Genomic DNA, 13077 nt, shown 5'->3' with positions numbered 1-13077 from the left:
TCGGGCCGCCTGCGCCACCGCAACGCCCCGATCTGTCACCAGCTTCACAGCCTCAAACTTGAACTCCTTCGTGAACTTCCGTCTTACCATGTCCGATCTCCAGGTCCTTGGTCACGATCTTATCTTCGTGTCCACGAAACCGGCAGCAGGCCACCCCGAGCACCGGGGGACGAACCTTCGGTGTCACTGGCCATTGCATCGTGCGGCGGTTGTCGCGATATCAGCAGGGCAGCGAGGGGAACGCCATGCCGCAAAGCAATAAGCGCACCGGACGTCGGCCGTCCCTGTCCATGCCGATCCTCAGAACCTCGCGCGCGCAGCATCGGGCGGGGAACCTGACGCTGGGAAGCCTTCTCGCCGGCCTGGGCGAGCGGTCTTTCGGTTGGGCTATCGTGGTGTTCTCGCTGATCACGATCCTGCCGTTGCCGCCGGGCTCGTCGGTGATCACCGCGCTGCCGCTTCTGGTGACCACGCTTCAGATGACACTTGGCTTTCCCCATGTGCGGCTGCCCGGCCCGCTGGCCCGGATGCGGATCGACCGGCAGAAACTGCGCCGTAGGCTGCTGGGGTTGCGACCGGTGACCCGGCGGCTGGAACGCAGGTTGCGCCCGCGCCTTGAGGTGCTTTTTGCACGCAGGCACGAGCCGCTGCTTGGACTGGCGCTGTTCGTGATCGCTTTCACGCTGTTTCTGCCGGTGCCGGGCAGCGGATGGTTTCCGGCGATCGCGCTGTTCATCGTGGGCGTCGGGTTGGTCGAACGCGACGGCGTGGTCGCGGTGCTTGGGCTTGCCTTCGGTGCCTTTGCGGTGCTGCTGACGGTCGTGATCGTCCTGTCCCTTGCCGAAGGTGCCGAAGCGATGATGGGGTGACCGCCCGCACCGGCCCTCTGGGCGATTCCCGTCAAGCGGTTCCGTCCACTACCGAAATGCCGAAAAATGCGGCAGCGCAGCATCGGTTGTCGGAAAACTGACAAGCAGCGCCCAGCCCGCCGGGGAAAATCGGCGAAATCGCGGGACCTGTTCGCGCCTTCCATGGACATGTCAGGCGCATCGGCCGATTCTTTGCCGAGAAGTGAGGACGACATGATTTCCACCCCCTTTGAGCCACGCCACCCTCAGGCCGCGGGACGCCAGCAGATCGAGCGCTTCCCGCTGAACACGGTTTGCGAGGCGGCGAAGATCCTGACCGGCGCCAGCGACCCGATCGCGGCGATGCCTTCGGTTCTGAACGTGCTTTCGTCGTTCATGGGTCTTCGGATGGGGGCGCTGGCGCTGCTGGACGACAAGAGCAGGACGGCAGGCGATGGCAAGCCGGTGAACCCCTTCGTTATCGCCGCGACCACGCATGGTGCAACCTGCGCGCCGCCCGAGATCCGGGCGCTGCCGATCCGGGCGACGCGGCAGGTGTTTCGCACCGGTGTCGCGCTGGTCTCGCGCAATGTCCGCGACGAATTGGGCGAGGCCGCGATCCCGCCCGGGGCGCCGCATGACCGGCTGGCACTGATCGCGGTTCCGATCCGCGAACAGAACCATTCGCCCTATGTGATTGGCGTGTTGGGCGCCTGGCGCGATCTCGAAGAGGGAGGTCTGCGCTACCTCGAAGAGGATCAGCGCGTGCTCACGATGGTTGCCGCGATCCTGGAACAGTCGATCAAGTTCCGCCGACTTGTCGCGCGGGATCGCGAGCGGCTGATGGAAGAGGCACGTCAGGCGCTGCATTCCGTCAGCGAGACGGCTGCCGATGATTGCCGACTGCGCGACCAGCCGATCAAGGGCATCATCGGCGACAGCCCCGCGATCAAGGCGGTGACGGCACAGATCCGAAAGGTTGCGCGGACCAATACCCCCGTGCTGCTGCGTGGCGAAAGCGGTACCGGCAAGGAACTGTTCGCGAAGGCCGTGCATGCGCTGTCGGACCGCCGCGACCGTCCCTTCGTCAAGGTCAACTGCGCGGCGCTGAGCCAGAGCCTTCTGGAATCCGAGCTTTTCGGCCATGAAAAGGGGTCCTTTACCGGTGCGATCGCCCAGAAGAAAGGCCGGTTCGAACTGGCCGATACCGGCACCCTCTTCCTGGACGAGATCGGCGAGATCGGTCCCGAGTTTCAGGCGAAGCTCCTGCGCATCCTGCAGGAGGGCGAGTTCGAGAGGGTCGGCGGGGCGAAGACGCTCAAGGTCGATGTGCGGCTGGTGACGGCAACGAACCGCGATCTCGAGGCTGCCGTGGCGCGGGGCGATTTCCGGGCGGACCTTTATTTCCGCATCTGCGTGGTGCCGATCGTCCTGCCGCCCCTGCGCGAGCGCCTGGAGGATGTGCCGCGTCTGGCGCAGGTCTTCCTTGACCGGTTCAACGCCCAGAACGGCATGGAAAAGCGGATGACTCCGGCCGCCATGGCAGCCCTCGCGCGCTGCCAGTTCCCGGGCAATGTCCGCGAGCTCGAGAACTGCGTCAGCCGGGTCGCCGCGCTTTCTTCGGGCAGCGAGATCGACGAGCGCGAACTGGCCTGCATGCAGGGCACCTGCCTTTCAGCAGAGCTTTGGCGCATGCAGTCGGGCGATCGTTCGCCCATCGGCGGGCTGGGCGCGGTTCGCATGCCGCTTCCGGTGATCGACAGCGGTGCGGGCCAGCGCCCGCCGGTCCCGCCCGCGCCGCCGGGGTTCGGCGAACCGGCGTCCCCCAGCGCCTTCGCGCCACCTGCGACGCCTGCGTCGCCGACAACCGACGAGTCTGACGACACAGGCGACGAACGCGCGCGCCTGATCGACGCGATGGAGCGGGCAGGCTGGGTTCAGGCCAAGGCTGCCCGCCTCCTGGGCCTGACGCCGCGCCAGATCGGCTATGCGCTCAGGAAGCATGGAATCGAACTGCGCAAGTTCTGACAGGCGTTTTGCGCACGGGCGAGGGACGCCCGATTTCGGCCTGGCCATCACGCAAGAGGCGCGCGGGGCAGGGGGGCGGTCCTCGCGCGGCTCGACGTGGCAAGCCGGTTCCCGCATCCCACCTCGCCCATCCTGAATGTCGCGTTTCCGACGCACTGTCGCCGCCGCGACAGCCCGCGCGCGCAATGCCTGGCGATTTCCGGCCGGTGCGGTGCCGGTATGCGGTTGGCACGCTTCCTGCTTACATCACTCCGAGCGCCCAGGCCCAAGGAGTCCGTCCCATGTCCGCCCCTCTTGTCCCGCTGTCCGGTCTCAAGATCGCCACCCGCAAGGAGATGAAGAAGGAGGGCGGTTGCGCGGCCTCTTCCTGCGGTTCGAAGGCGGGACCGGCGGACATGGACCCGGCCACCTGGGCCAAGGTCAAGGACCATCCCTGCTACTCGGAAGAGGCGCATCACTACTTCGCCCGGATGCATGTGGCCGTTGCGCCCGCCTGCAACATCCAGTGCAACTACTGCAACCGCAAATACGACTGCGCCAATGAAAGCCGTCCGGGCGTCGTGTCGGAGCGGCTGACGCCGGAGCAGGCCGCGCGCAAGGTGCTGGCGGTTGCCGCCGAGGTGCCGCAACTGTCGGTCCTCGGCATCGCGGGGCCGGGGGACGCTGCCTATGACTGGCGCCGGACCAGAGCCACCTTCGATCTGGTCGCCGCGCGGTTGCCCGACATCAGGTTGTGCATGTCGTCCAACGGCCTGGCGCTGCCGGACCACATAGATGAGATCGTCGCAATGAATATCGACCATGTGACGATCACCATCAATGCCATCGACCCGGAGATCGGCGAGAAGATCTATCCGTGGATTTTCTTTGGCGGCAAGCGCCGGACCGGGATCGAGGCCGCGACCATCCTGCGCGACCGCCAGTTGCAAAGCCTCGAGATGCTGCATCAAAAAGGCGTGCTCGTGAAGGTGAACTCGGTGCTGATCCCCGGCATCAATGACGAGCATCTGATCGAGGTGAACAAGGCGGTGAAGGAACGCGGCGCCTTCCTGCACAATATCATGCCGCTGATTTCCGATCCGGCGCATGGCACGCATTTCGGCCTGACCGGCCAGCGCGGCCCGACCGCGGCGGAACTGAAGAAGGTGCAGGATGCCTGTGCGGGCGGCGCCAACCTGATGCGGCATTGCCGCCAGTGCCGCGCCGATGCGGTGGGCCTGTTGGGCGAGGATCGCGGCCAGGAATTCACCCTCGACAAGCTGCCCGAGGTGATCGAGGACGCGCCCGAAGCCCGCGAAGCCTATCGCGCATGGGTCGCCGAGGAACGCCGCGACCGCGCCGCCGCCGCCGCGGAGGCCGTGCTGCCCGCCGCCGAAAAGCCGACCCTCTTTGCCGTCTGCACCCGGGGGTCGGGCCGGATCAACCTGCATTTCGGATATGCGACCGAGTTTCAGATCTACGAGGCCGACGCCGACGGCATTCGATTTGTCGGGCACCGCCGCGCGGACAATTACTGCCTTGGCGGTCATGGCGATAGCGAGCGGATGGACGAGATCCTGCGGGTGCTTGCGGACGTGCCCTATGTCCTTTGCGCCAAGATCGGCGAAGGCCCCCGGAACCGGCTGGCCGCGGCGGGTATCGAGGCGATCGACAGCCTTGGGCAGGACTATATCGAGGCGGCGATCGCCGCCGTCCTTTCGACCAGGTCGGCGCGAAAGGGCGGGGGGGCCGCACGGCGCGCTTGACCCCCAGGGCAAGTCCAGGAGAGTCCAATGGCCTTCAAGATCGTCACATCCCAATGCACCCTCTGCGGGGCCTGCGAATTCGAATGCCCCAACGCGGCGATCACGCTGAGGAACGACATCTATGTGATCGACCCGGCCCTGTGCAGCGAATGCGAAGGCCATTTCGAGAATCCGCAATGCGCCGAGATCTGTCCGGTGCCCGCCACCTGCATCCCGGCCTGAGCGCGAGATGCCGGAGGGACCCGATCCAGCCGACTGGGAGGGGCACGCGCTGGATTGTGCGGAATGCCGGTTCGCGGCGCTCAAGGCCGGGCGCCAGTGCGGTCCCGGCTGGTCCTGCGCGTTCGATCGCTACGCGCCTCGGATCGCCCGGTTCTTCATGATGAATCCCGACGCCGCCGATCTTTGCCTCGAGGCGCCCTATTCCGAGACCAGGGCCCAGGCGGCGCGCGTGGCGAACCTGTTTCGCCTGCGCCCCCTGCTTGACGACCCGGATGCAGGGGTGCGCGTGGTCGCCGTTCTGCGCCTGCCCGCGGCGCAGGCCCGCGTGGCCCTGAAAGATCCCGACCGCGAGGTGCGTGCCGCGCTGGCTTGGCGGCTGCCCTTCGCCGACCTCGTGCCGCTGCTCGATGATGCCGACGCCCATGTCCGCCAGGTGGCGGCGCGGCGGGCCGATCCGGGCGTCCTGCCGATGCTGGTGCGCGACCCCGATCCGGAAATCCGGATCCTGGTGGCCGAACGGGTTGCGCCGCGCTGGCTTGTCCATCTGATCGGCGATCCCGATCCGCTGGTCCGGCGGGCGGTGGCCGCAAGGCTGGTACCAGAGGCGCTGAGCCGACTTGCGGACGATCCGGACCTGCGGGTTCGCCACGCGGTGGCCGAACGCGCCGGACCCGAACTGGCCGCGCGCCTTCTGGACGATTCCGAAGCGCCCGTCCGCGAGGCTGCCGCGGCGCGCCTGAGAGAACTTGCCGCAGAAAGGGACAGCGATGTCGACCGATGACCGAGAGATCGAGATCTACGGCCCACCCGCCTTCGGGCCCGGCGAGAAGGTGCGCTGCCTGAAACATATCCGCAATGACGGCACCGTGCCCGGCCGCGAGATCGGCGAGCGCGTCGTGTCCAAGGGAGAGGTCGGCTATGTGCGCGACATCGGCACCTTTCTCAACCAGTTCTACATCTACGCCGTCGAATTCGTGGACAGCCGCTCGATCGTGGGCATGCGGGTGCACGAGCTGACCAGCCTCGACAAGGAGAGTGCGCCATGAAGATCACCGTTCGCGAAACCCCCAAGGGCATGGAGGTCTATGTCGCCAAGAAGGACCTCGAAGAATTGATCGTCGAGTCCGAAACCCCGGCGATCTGGGGCGGCTGGGCAAAGCTCTCGAATGGCTGGATCTTCGAGATGCCGGCCTTCGACGAGGCGCCGAAGCTGCCGATCACGGTGGACGCGCGCCGGTTGGCGGTGGAGTAGGGGAGATGGGTGCTGAAACCCGCCTTGCGCAGCTTCTCGACGAGGTCGCCGCGGGCACGCGCGTGCCTTATCTCGGCGCGGGCGTTGCGGCGATGTCGGGGGGGGCGCAACCGGCCTCTCCCGCCGCGCTGTGTGCCGCGATCGAGGCAAGGGTCCGCGCCCCGAAACGCGCCGCGGGCAATCTGTGGTCGGTCGCCCAGTTCGTCGAGAGCCGCCGTCTGCGCAAGACGCTGGAGAGCATCGTGCAGGAGGCGTTTTCCGACCGCCCGGCGCCCGGGCCGCTGCATCGCTGGCTGGCGCGGGTGCGCCCACCGATGATCGTGGATGCCTGGTATGACGGCCAGATCCTGGATGCCGCGATGGCGGAGGGGATGGGCAACTGGGGCTGGGTGCAGGGGATCAGCCGCAACGGCGAATGGCGCGAAGTCTGGACCCGGGCCTATGACGCGACCGGGGCGTTTCTGGGCGATGCGCCAGATCCAGCGTGGCAGACGCTGATCTACAAGCCCCACGGGGTGATCCGGCCCGGCCATTCCTTTTTGCTTTCGGACAGCGATTATGTCGAGGTGCTGACCGAGATCGACATCCAGTCGCCGATCCCTGAGGAAGTGCAGGCGCGGCGCACCGGTCGGCCCTTCCTGTTCCTGGGCTGCCGTTTCGACGACCAGATGCTGCGCCTATTCGCCCGCCAGATTGCGAAACGCTCGGGCCGGGGTCATGTGGCCCTGATCGAGGGCGAGTTGACGCGGATGGAGGCGAAGTTCTTCGAGGAACTGGGAATCGAGCGGCTGGACCTGCCGCTTTCCGCGGTGGCCGAGGCGATCGCCACTCCTGCCTGAGCGCCAGCCAGAATGAGCGCCCTTGCATTGCGGCCCCCGTTCGGGGGCCGTTTTCCGTCTCGCGCGAACGATATCGTTGGCCTTCTCCCGGACGGCAACGGTGCAGAACGCTGCACCGATCCCGCCCATGGCCGACGCCGAGATGTGATTGTCGTGCCTTTGTCGGGTTTTACACAGCGCGGCAGTTCGGGGAAGGCGCCTCCAAGGCGTTGTTTTGCAAGCAAACGGAATTTCAAGCGGGCTTGGCACGCTTGCTGCTTCCGAAGGAGCGAGAGCGGCCGCGACGCCTTCTCGCGACACCGGACACAGATAGCTGCAAAGGAAAACCCCATGAGCGCGCTGAGACAGATCGCCTTCTACGGCAAGGGTGGCATCGGAAAATCCACCACCTCCCAGAACACCCTGGCCGCCCTGGTCGAGATGGGCCAGAGAATCCTCATCGTTGGCTGCGACCCCAAGGCCGACTCCACCCGCCTGATCCTGAACACCAAGATGCAGGACACGGTGATCCACATGGCCGCCGAAATGGGTTCGGTCGAGGACCTCGAACTCGAGGACGTGATGAAGGTCGGCTACAAGGGCATCAAGTGCACCGAGGCCGGTGGCCCCGAACCGGGCGTTGGCTGCGCCGGCCGCGGCGTGATCACCGCGATCAACTTTCTCGAGGAGAACGGTGCCTATGACGACGTGGACTATGTGTCCTACGACGTGCTGGGCGACGTGGTCTGCGGCGGCTTCGCCATGCCGATCCGCGAGAACAAGGCGCAGGAAATCTACATCGTGATGTCGGGCGAGATGATGGCGCTTTACGCCGCCAACAACATCGCCAAGGGCATCCTGAAATACGCCAACTCGGGCGGCGTGCGCCTGGGCGGCTTGATCTGCAACGAGCGCCAGACCGACCGCGAGCTGGAACTTGCCGAGGCGCTGGCCGAACGGCTGGGCTGCAAGATGATCCACTTCGTGCCGCGCGACAATATCGTGCAGCATGCCGAACTGCGCCGCGAGACGGTGATCCAGTATGCGCCCGACAGCAAGCAGGCCGAAGAGTACCGCCAGCTGGCGCGCAAGATCCACGAGAACTCGGGCAAGGGCGTGATCCCGACCCCGATCACCATGGAAGAGCTGGAGCAGATGCTGCTCGATTTCGGCATCATGCAGTCCGAGGAAGACCGCCTGGCTGCGATCGCCGAGACCGAAGCGAAGTCGGCGTAAGTCGGCGCCAAGTTCCCCTGGGCCGGCGCTCTGCCGCCGGCCTGCCCTCAACAAGGAGTCTCCGAGATGGCAAAAGATCTGGAAGACGGCGCGGACCACACGAAACTCATCGAAGAGGTTCTCGCTGCCTACCCGAAAAAGGCTCAGAAAAGACGAGCCAAGCACCTGTCCACGGCCGGTCCGGTCGAAGAAGGTGAAACCGAGATCGTGTCGAAATGCGACACGGTGAAGTCGAACGTGAAATCCGTGCCCGGCGTCATGACGATCCGCGGCTGCGCCTATGCCGGGTCGAAAGGCGTGGTCTGGGGACCGATCAAGGACATGGTCCATATCAGCCACGGCCCCGTCGGCTGCGGTCACTATTCCTGGTCCCAGCGTCGGAACTACTACACCGGCACCACCGGCGTGGACAGCTTCGTGACCTTCCAGTTCACGACCGACTTCCAGGAAAAGGATATCGTCTTCGGCGGCGACAAGAAGCTGGAGAAGACGATCGACGAGATCAACGAGCTGTTTCCCCTGTCCAAGGGCATCACGGTGCAGTCGGAATGCCCGATCGGCCTGATCGGCGACGACATCGAGGCGGTGGCGAAGAAGAAGAAGAAAGACATCGCCAAGACCATCGTGCCGGTGCGCTGCGAGGGTTTCCGCGGTGTGTCGCAGAGCCTAGGCCACCATATCGCCAATGATGCGGTCCGCGACTGGGTGCTGACTGGCGAAGGCACTGCGATCGAGGCGACCGACTACGACGTCAACATCATCGGCGATTACAATATCGGCGGCGATGCCTGGTCGAGCCGTATCCTGCTGGAAGAGATCGGCCTGAACGTGGTCGGCTCGTGGTCGGGCGATGCGACGCTGGCCGAGATCGAGAACGCCCCCAAGGCCAAGCTGAACCTCATCCACTGCTACCGGTCGATGAACTACATCTGCCGTTACATGGAAGAGACCCACGGCGTGCCGTGGATGGAATACAACTTCTTCGGACCCAGCCAGATCGCCGCAAGCCTGCGTGCCATCGCCGCCAAGTTCGATCAGACCATCCAGGACAAGGCCGAAGAGGTCATCGCCAGATACCAGCCCCTGGTCGATCAGGTTCTGGCGAAATACAAGCCCCGCCTCGAAGGCAAGAAGGTGATGCTTTATGTCGGCGGCCTGCGCCCGCGTCACGTCGTGACCGCCTATCACGATCTGGGCATGGAGATCGTCGGCACGGGCTACGAGTTCGCCCATGGCGACGACTACAAGCGCACCGGCGAGTACATCAAGGAAGGCACGCTGATCTACGATGACGTCACGGGCTACGAGCTCGAGAAGTTCATCGAGACGATCCGCCCCGATCTGGTGGGGTCCGGCATCAAGGAAAAGTACCCGACGCAGAAGATGGGCATCCCTTTCCGCCAGATGCACAGCTGGGACTATTCCGGCCCCTATCACGGCTATGACGGTTTCGCGATCTTTGCCCGCGACATGGACCTCGCGATCAACAACCCGGTCTGGGGCCTGTTCGACGCGCCCTGGAAGAAATCGGCCTGACGGCTCCGGGCGGGGGCCTGTGGCCCCTGCCTCTCCATCAACCCTTTCGGCTGGCGTCCCGGAATGCGGACGGGCCTGAAAAAGGACCAAAGAGATGCCCCAATCGGTAGACAAGGTGCTTGACCACAACAAGCTGTTCTATGAACCCGAATACAAGCAGATGCTCGAGAACAAGCGGGCCAAGTACGAGAACGCCACGCCCGCACCGCAGGTAACGGAGATCCTGGACTGGACCAAGTCCTGGGACTACCGCGAGAAGAACCTTGCCCGCGAGGCGCTGGTCATCAACCCGGCCAAGGCCTGTCAGCCGCTGGGCGCGGTCTTCGCTGCCGCGGGCTTCGAGGGCACGATGAGCTTCGTGCATGGCTCGCAGGGCTGCGTGGCCTATTACCGCTCGCACCTGTCGCGCCATTTCAAGGAGCCGGCCTCGGCGGTTTCCTCCTCGATGACCGAGGACGCGGCGGTCTTCGGCGGCCTGGTGAACCTGGTGGACGGCCTGGCCAATACCTATGCGCTCTACGAGCCGAAGATGATCGCGGTCTCGACCACCTGCATGGCCGAGGTGATCGGCGACGACCTCAACTCCTTCATCCTGCAAGCGAAGGACAAGGAGAGCGTGCCGCAGGACTTCGACGTGCCCTTCGCCCATACGCCCGCTTTCGTCGGCAGCCATGTTGACGGTTATGACAACATGATGAAGGGCATCCTGGGCCACTTCTGGAAGGACGCGAAGCGCAAGGAAAACGCCTCGGTCAACATCATTCCGGGCTTCGACGGCTACGCGGTCGGCAATATCCGCGAACTGAACCGGATGCTGGACGCGATGGGCGTGAACTACACGGTTCTGTCGGACGTGTCGGATGTCTACGATACCCCGTCGGATGGCGAGTTCCGGATGTATGACGGCGGCACCAAGCTCGACGCGGCGAAGAAGGCCGTGAATGCCAAGGCGACCGTCTCGATGCAGGAATACTGCACCAGGAAGACGCTGGAACTGTGCGAGAAGGTGGGCCAGGACGTTGCTTCGTTCCACTATCCGATGGGCGTCGCCGGCACCGACGAGTTCCTGATGAAGATGTCGGAGCTGTCGGGCAAGGCGATCCCCGACAGCCTGACGCTGGAGCGCGGGCGGCTGGTCGATGCGATGGCCGACAGCCAGGCCTATCTGCACGGCAAGACCTACGCGATCTATGGCGACCCGGACTTCGTCTATTCGATGGCCCGCTTCGTGATGGAAACCGGCGGCGAACCGACCCATTGCCTTGCCACCAATGGCAGCAAGGAGTGGAAGGAGAAGATGGAGGCGCTGCTGGCGTCCTCGCCCTTCGGCAAGGGCTGCCAGGTCTGGGCCGGCAAGGATCTTTGGCACCTGCGCTCGATCATGGCGACCGAGCTCACGGATCTGCTGATCGGCAACAGCTACGGCAAATATCTGGAGCGCGATCTGGGCATTCCGCTGATCCGGCTGACCTTCCCGATCTTCGACCGTCACCACCACCACCGTTTCCCCACCTGGGGCTACCACGGCGGGCTGAACGTGCTGGTGAAGATCCTCGATACCGTGCTCGACAAGCTCGACACCGACACGGGCACCCTGGGCGAGACCGACATTTCCTTCGATCTCACCCGCTAAGAGGCGGCCCCGGCGCACACCCTGTCCCCGCGCCGGGGTACCGTCCCAGTCCCGCCTTCAGGGACTGCGCAGGCGCGGCCGGCTGAGTTTGCCGGTCGCGCCTCGTCTGTTTCGGCTCGGGGCGAACGATCCATGTCGTTTCCCCGACAAATGCCCGACATCGGTCCCGTCGACACACTCGCGCCATTCGTCCAATCCCTTGAAAAGTCGGTGAACCTGTCCGTCGAAAGCGGCTTGGCACGCTTTCTGCTTCCTTTCGTTCATCAAAGCGGAGTCACCGATGTCCGACGCCCTCAAGTCCACCGTTCAGGACGCCTTCCAGGAACCGGCCTGTGCCACCAACCGCGCCAAGTCCGCCGCCGACCGCAAGAAAGGCTGCGCCAAGCCGTTGACGCCGGGGGCCGCGGCCGGGGGCTGTGCCTTCGACGGGGCTATGATCACGTTGCAGCCCATCGTCGACGTGGCCCATCTGGTCCATGCGCCGCTCGCCTGCAGCGGCAATTCCTGGGACAACCGCGGCTCGGCCTCGTCGGGGCCGATGCTCTACAAGACCGGCTTCACCACCGACCTGACCGAGCTCGACATCGTCATGGGCCATGGCGAGAAGAAGCTCTACCGCGCGATCCGCGAGATCGTCGAGAAGCACGCGCCGCCCGCAATCTTCGTCTATGCCACCTGCGTGACCTCGATGACCGGCGACGACATCGTCGCCGTCTGCAAGGCCGCGACCGAGGCGTTCGGCACGCCCGCAATCCCGGTCGACGTGCCGGGGTTTGCGGGCTCCAAGAACCTCGGCTGCAAGCTGGGCGGCGAGATGATGTTCCGCCATGTGATCGGAACGCAGGAACCCGAGCGCACCACCGACACCGACATCAACATCATGGGTGATTACAACCTGTCCGGCGAGCTCTGGCAGATCAAGCCGCTCCTGGACCGGCTGGGCATTCGCATCCTCGGGTCGCTGTCCGCGGATGCGCGCTACAGGCAGGTCGCGCAGATGCACCGGGCGCGCGTCACCATGCTGGTCTGTTCGCACGCGCTGCTGGGGCTGGCGCGGAAGATGGAGGAGAAATACGGCATCCCGTTCTTCGAGGGGTCGTTCTACGGCATCTCTGACACGTCCGAGGCGCTGCGCACGATGTGCCGGATGCTGGTCGAGCGCGGCGCCGCACCCGATCTGCTGGACCGCTGCGAGGCGTTGATCGCAGAGGAGGAGGCAGGGGTCCGCGCCGCGCTCGAACCGCTCAAGCCGCGTGTCGCGGGACGGCGGGTGCTGCTTTACACCGGCGGGCACAAGAGCTGGTCGGTGGTCTCGGCGCTGCAGGAACTTGGGATGGAGGTCGTCGGGACGAGCGTCCGCAAGGCCACCGAAACGGACAAGGCCCGCGTGGTCGAGATCATGGGGACGGATACCCACATGTTCGACAACATGGCCCCGAAAGAGATGTACGCCACGCTCAGGGCCTCGGGGGCCGACGTCCTGATGTCGGGCGCGCGCAGCCAGTTCGTGGCGTTGAAGGCTCGCGTGCCCTGGATCGACGTAAACCAGGAAAAGCATGAACCCTATGCGGGCTACATGGGCATGATCGACCTCGTGCGCGCCATCGACCGTTCGGTGAACAACCCCATGTGGCAGGATGTTCGCCGCCCCGCACCCTGGGACGAAGCCCGCGCCTTTGCCGGTTCCCGCCCGCGGGTCAAGGACCGTTGCCCGGTCTCGGGCATATCCAACGACCCCTCTGATCACGAGGATTGCTGA

13 protein-coding genes are annotated in these 13077 nt (G+C 65.1%); 12 read left to right on the top strand and 1 reads right to left on the bottom strand.

Features of this window, described 5'->3' with window-relative positions; translation table 11 throughout:
- The coding region (locus tag NHN26_RS05225) for a transposase (protein WP_253088457.1) at nt 1-90 on the bottom strand (90 nt) is incomplete at its 3' end.
- Between the two features lie 155 nt (nt 91-245).
- On the opposite strand from NHN26_RS05225, the gene NHN26_RS05220 reads away from it, so the two are divergent.
- The 12 genes from NHN26_RS05220 (at nt 246) to nifE (ending at nt 13077) form a co-directional block, all read left to right on the top strand.
- Nucleotides 246-869: an exopolysaccharide biosynthesis protein gene (locus NHN26_RS05220; RefSeq protein ID WP_253088448.1), complete on the top strand. Its 624-nt coding sequence runs from the start codon at nt 246-248 to the stop codon at nt 867-869.
- Between the two features lie 213 nt (nt 870-1082).
- Complete coding sequence (gene nifA / locus NHN26_RS05215; protein WP_253088447.1) at nt 1083-2876, top strand: nif-specific transcriptional activator NifA; 1794 nt, start codon at nt 1083-1085, stop codon at nt 2874-2876.
- Nucleotides 2877-3157: 281 nt separating this feature from the next.
- On the top strand, nt 3158-4621 hold the full coding sequence (gene nifB, locus NHN26_RS05210) for a nitrogenase cofactor biosynthesis protein NifB (RefSeq protein WP_253088446.1): 1464 nt from the start codon (nt 3158-3160) through the stop codon (nt 4619-4621).
- Between the two features lie 27 nt (nt 4622-4648).
- On the top strand, nt 4649-4843 hold the full coding sequence (locus NHN26_RS05205; protein WP_253088445.1) for a 4Fe-4S binding protein: 195 nt from the start codon (nt 4649-4651) through the stop codon (nt 4841-4843).
- 7 nt (nt 4844-4850) lie between these two features.
- Complete coding sequence (locus tag NHN26_RS05200) at nt 4851-5624, top strand: 4Fe4S-binding leucine-rich repeat protein (RefSeq protein WP_253088444.1); 774 nt, start codon at nt 4851-4853, stop codon at nt 5622-5624.
- Nucleotides 5611-5889, top strand: a complete 279-nt coding sequence (locus tag NHN26_RS05195) for a nitrogen fixation protein NifZ (RefSeq protein ID WP_253088443.1) — start codon at nt 5611-5613, stop codon at nt 5887-5889. Before NHN26_RS05200 ends, NHN26_RS05195 begins: the two co-directional genes overlap by 14 nt.
- Complete coding sequence (gene nifT / locus NHN26_RS05190; RefSeq protein ID WP_253088442.1) at nt 5886-6095, top strand: putative nitrogen fixation protein NifT; 210 nt, start codon at nt 5886-5888, stop codon at nt 6093-6095. Before NHN26_RS05195 ends, nifT begins: the two co-directional genes overlap by 4 nt.
- A gap of 5 nt (nt 6096-6100) precedes the next feature.
- Nucleotides 6101-6934, top strand: coding sequence for an SIR2 family NAD-dependent protein deacylase (locus NHN26_RS05185; RefSeq protein ID WP_253088441.1), 834 nt, complete (start codon nt 6101-6103; stop codon nt 6932-6934).
- A gap of 330 nt (nt 6935-7264) precedes the next feature.
- Complete coding sequence (nifH, locus tag NHN26_RS05180; RefSeq protein ID WP_253088440.1) at nt 7265-8149, top strand: nitrogenase iron protein; 885 nt, start codon at nt 7265-7267, stop codon at nt 8147-8149.
- A gap of 66 nt (nt 8150-8215) precedes the next feature.
- The gene (gene nifD / locus NHN26_RS05175; protein ID WP_253088439.1) at nt 8216-9685 is read left to right on the top strand and encodes a nitrogenase molybdenum-iron protein alpha chain; all 1470 of its coding nucleotides are present in this window, start codon (nt 8216-8218) and stop codon (nt 9683-9685) included.
- Between the two features lie 94 nt (nt 9686-9779).
- Entirely contained in the window at nt 9780-11318 is a 1539-nt protein-coding gene (nifK, locus tag NHN26_RS05170) for a nitrogenase molybdenum-iron protein subunit beta (RefSeq protein ID WP_253088438.1), read from the top strand.
- A 280-nt stretch (nt 11319-11598) separates the two neighbouring features.
- On the top strand, nt 11599-13077 hold the full coding sequence (gene nifE, locus NHN26_RS05165) for a nitrogenase iron-molybdenum cofactor biosynthesis protein NifE (protein ID WP_253088437.1): 1479 nt from the start codon (nt 11599-11601) through the stop codon (nt 13075-13077).

Source organism: Rhodovulum tesquicola, from assembly GCF_024128855.1.
Lineage (GTDB): Bacteria > Pseudomonadota > Alphaproteobacteria > Rhodobacterales > Rhodobacteraceae > Rhodovulum > Rhodovulum tesquicola.
This window is presented reverse-complemented; position numbering and strand designations above follow the sequence as displayed.

Excerpts from the sequence above, each read along its gene's own strand:
- NHN26_RS05220 (WP_253088448.1), top strand. The coding sequence starts at position 246 with ATGCCGCAAAGCAATAAGCGCACCGGACGTCGGCCGTCCCTGTCCATG.
- nifA (WP_253088447.1), top strand. The coding sequence starts at position 1,083 with ATGATTTCCACCCCCTTTGAGCCACGCCACCCTCAGGCCGCGGGACGC.
- nifB (WP_253088446.1), top strand. The coding sequence starts at position 3,158 with ATGTCCGCCCCTCTTGTCCCGCTGTCCGGTCTCAAGATCGCCACCCGC.
- NHN26_RS05205 (WP_253088445.1), top strand. The coding sequence starts at position 4,649 with ATGGCCTTCAAGATCGTCACATCCCAATGCACCCTCTGCGGGGCCTGC.
- NHN26_RS05200 (WP_253088444.1), top strand. The coding sequence starts at position 4,851 with ATGCCGGAGGGACCCGATCCAGCCGACTGGGAGGGGCACGCGCTGGAT.
- NHN26_RS05195 (WP_253088443.1), top strand. The coding sequence starts at position 5,611 with ATGTCGACCGATGACCGAGAGATCGAGATCTACGGCCCACCCGCCTTC.
- nifT (WP_253088442.1), top strand. The coding sequence starts at position 5,886 with ATGAAGATCACCGTTCGCGAAACCCCCAAGGGCATGGAGGTCTATGTC.
- NHN26_RS05185 (WP_253088441.1), top strand. The coding sequence starts at position 6,101 with ATGGGTGCTGAAACCCGCCTTGCGCAGCTTCTCGACGAGGTCGCCGCG.
- nifH (WP_253088440.1), top strand. The coding sequence starts at position 7,265 with ATGAGCGCGCTGAGACAGATCGCCTTCTACGGCAAGGGTGGCATCGGA.
- nifD (WP_253088439.1), top strand. The coding sequence starts at position 8,216 with ATGGCAAAAGATCTGGAAGACGGCGCGGACCACACGAAACTCATCGAA.
- nifK (WP_253088438.1), top strand. The coding sequence starts at position 9,780 with ATGCCCCAATCGGTAGACAAGGTGCTTGACCACAACAAGCTGTTCTAT.
- nifE (WP_253088437.1), top strand. The coding sequence starts at position 11,599 with ATGTCCGACGCCCTCAAGTCCACCGTTCAGGACGCCTTCCAGGAACCG.